The sequence below is a fragment of the Streptomyces sp. NPDC002130 genome (genome assembly GCF_040296465.1).
GTDB lineage: Bacteria > Actinomycetota > Actinomycetes > Streptomycetales > Streptomycetaceae > Streptomyces.
Window position 1 is genome coordinate 1 of record NZ_JBEOXI010000537.1, and the last position, 2,577, is coordinate 2,577.

Annotated in this window: 3 protein-coding genes and 1 pseudogene; 3 read left to right on the plus strand and 1 reads right to left on the minus strand. The window is 64.6% G+C overall.

The genetic code is table 11. The annotated features are described in order from the left end of the window. Nucleotides 1-356 precede the first annotated feature (356 nt). Nucleotides 357-695, minus strand: a pseudogene (locus ABT116_RS42385) (transposase); the annotation flags it as partial. A 259-nt stretch (nt 696-954) separates the two neighbouring features. Between ABT116_RS42385 and ABT116_RS42390 the strand changes: the two are divergent. The 3 genes from ABT116_RS42390 to ABT116_RS42400 all read left to right on the plus strand — a co-directional run. Beyond that, a complete protein-coding gene (locus ABT116_RS42390) occupies nt 955-1,284 on the plus strand; it encodes a PadR family transcriptional regulator (RefSeq protein ID WP_351645867.1) in 330 nt (109 codons plus the stop codon). Between the two features lie 2 nt (nt 1,285-1,286). Next, the gene (locus ABT116_RS42395) at nt 1,287-1,676 is read left to right on the plus strand and encodes a DUF1048 domain-containing protein (protein ID WP_351645872.1); all 390 of its coding nucleotides are present in this window, start codon (nt 1,287-1,289) and stop codon (nt 1,674-1,676) included. Nucleotides 1,677-1,823: 147 nt separating this feature from the next. Beyond that, a partial coding sequence (locus tag ABT116_RS42400) for a cytochrome c oxidase assembly protein (RefSeq protein ID WP_351645876.1) occupies nt 1,824-2,577 on the plus strand: 754 nt, incomplete at its 3' end.

Genomic DNA, 2,577 nt, shown 5'->3' on the forward strand with positions numbered 1-2,577 from the left:
ACCGAGGCTGAGCCGGAGGCGGTAGTCGATGGTGTGCCCGGAGGGCCGCAAAGTCGGGGCGCCGCTCATCCATGGGCTGCACCGCAGGCGGAAGTCCACTCGAGCGTTGCTGCTATGCGCCGACTATCCGCTCGGTGCGCGGCAGGTGCCGGTCCAAGAAACGGCCATTGGCGAGCGAGGGTACCGGAGCTGTCCCGTCAGCGGCAGCGCGGCCAACGGCACGCCGTCAAGGGGTACTTGTCACAGTTGCCGTGAGGCGTGCCGGATCTGCGCTTCGGCCCACTGGATCCCCGTTGTATCCAGTACCTCGCGCGGCTGAGTCACCCGGCGAACCCCCGCTCCCGTAGATTGGTGCCGGGGCGTTGCTCTTTTTTTGGGACGCGAGGCTTCTTCTTTCGAGCCCCGGCCGCGTCCTGGTGAGCACGGGAGGACGTCGAGTCGACGCCGACCATGCTCCAGTCGATCCGGCCCGCGAGGTCGGCATCGGCCTAGACGGCACGCAGGATCCGGTCCCACGTGCCGTCCGCTGACCGGCGCCGATGTCGTTCATAGACAGGCTTCCAACTGTCGAAACGCTCGGGAAGGTTTCGCCACGGCATGCCCGTCCGGACCCGGAGCAGGATCCCGTTGATCACCTTGCGGTGGTCGTTCCACCGTCCGCTGCGCTGTCCCGACGCTGGCAGGTGCGGCTTCAGCCGGACCTACTCGGCATTCGTCAGATCAACCCGCTCCATACCGGGAACAACGAGCCGACGTTCCGACGGTCACATGATCTGCCGGACGAGCCCTAGCGGTGCAGGACGTCCAGGACGTCGAGGACGTGCTGGTTGCCTCGTACGAGGCGGAACATCTCGGAGATGCGCGGCCCGCTATTCCTTCTTGCTAAGTACCGGTAGTCAACGTTACGGTGTACCGGTACTCAGCGACACCGAATACCTCGGAAGGAGGTACTCCATGGCCAAGCTGCTGACGGAGATGCTCAAGGGCACCCTGGATGGCCTCATCCTCGCGTCTCTGTCCGGCCAGCCTGCGTACGGCTACGAGATCACGACACGGCTGCGGGAGCAGGGTTTCTCCGACATCGCCGAAGGCACCATCTACGCGCTGCTTCTGAGGATGGAAAAGCGCGGTCTGGTCGACGTGCAGAAGGTGCCCTCCGAGAAGGGGCCGCCGCGCAAGGTGCATTCCCTGAACGCTCAGGGACGGGAGTACCTCGAAGAGTTCTGGAGGACCTGGAGCTTTCTCACCGAACGACTGGAACAGCTCCGCGAAGGGGGCAAGTAGCTATGTCCGGTGACGAGAAGAGCGGATTCCTTATGAAGGTGATCGGACCCAGGAAGCGCTGGCGGGCATACAAGGCGCGCGTCAAGGAGCTTCCCGAGAGCTACCGCACGGCGGTCGAGGCGATCGAGCGGTACCTGATGCACTTCGTGCCGACCGACGAAGACAGCAGTGCGTCGATGTTCGACGACCTTGCCGACCTGTTCGAGCAAGCCGCGGTGAACGGAACCCCGATCCGCGAGATCGTCGGGGAGGACCCGGTGGAGTTCGCCGGGGCGTTCGCCCAGAACTACTCGGAGGGTGGCTACGTCCCAGCCCGCGCTCGGAAGCAGCTGACCGACGACATCGAGCGTGCCGCCGGTAACGAGACCGGAAAAGAAGACAAGACCGTCTGATCGCGCCTCAGCACATCGCCCCCAGGGGCCGGGCACCGCGTTCATCGCCTGTCTGCACCACGCGGCCGCGGGGCCATGCCCGGCCGGCCGCCTCTCGCCGCATGCCCGCGGCACCGTCGAGACCGACCACTGCGTGCAAGGAGATTCATGATGGGAAACGGCAACAACGGCTTGTCCGAAGCAGGACTGCGCCGACTGCGCGAGGTACTGGAAGCGCATGTGGAGTCAAAGAAGATCCCCGGACTCGTCGCCCTGGTCGGCCGGGGCGAGGAGACCCATGTCGAGGCGATCGGGACGATGCGCCATGACGGTGGCTTACCGATGCGCCGGGACACCATCTTGAGCGGTTGTGCGGTGCTCTTGATCGCCACGTCGTCTGGTGTAGGCAAGTACGCGCCGGCAGTCTTCAGCGTTCACATGGGTGCGCACATGGCGCTGTCGATGTTGGGCCCAGTCCTGCTGGTTCTGGGTGCGCCGATCACTTTGGCTCTGCGGGCCCTCGATCCGGCAGGCAAGGACGGCGTGCCAGGCATCCGCGAGTGGATTCTGACCGCCCTGCACAGCCCGTTCTCGCGTTTCATCACCCACCCGATCGTGGCGGCCGTTCTCTTTGTCGGCGGCTTCTACGCGCTCTATCTCGGCGGAATCTACGGCGCGACGGTCGACTCGCACAGCGCGCACTTGCTGATGAATCTGCACTTCATCCTGAGCGGCTATCTCTTCTACTGGGTGGCGATCGGAATCGACCCGTCACCACGTCAATTGCAGCCGGTGACCAAGCTGGCAATGGTCTTCGGTTCGCTTCCGTTCCACGCGTTCTTCGGTGTGGCCTTGATGAGCACCACCGCCGTCATGGGTGGCGCCTACTTCCGTTCGCTCGGCCTTGGCTGGAACAACGATC

Excerpts from the sequence above, each read along its gene's own strand:
- ABT116_RS42390 (WP_351645867.1), top strand. The coding sequence starts at position 955 with ATGGCCAAGCTGCTGACGGAGATGCTCAAGGGCACCCTGGATGGCCTC.
- ABT116_RS42395 (WP_351645872.1), top strand. The coding sequence starts at position 1,287 with ATGTCCGGTGACGAGAAGAGCGGATTCCTTATGAAGGTGATCGGACCC.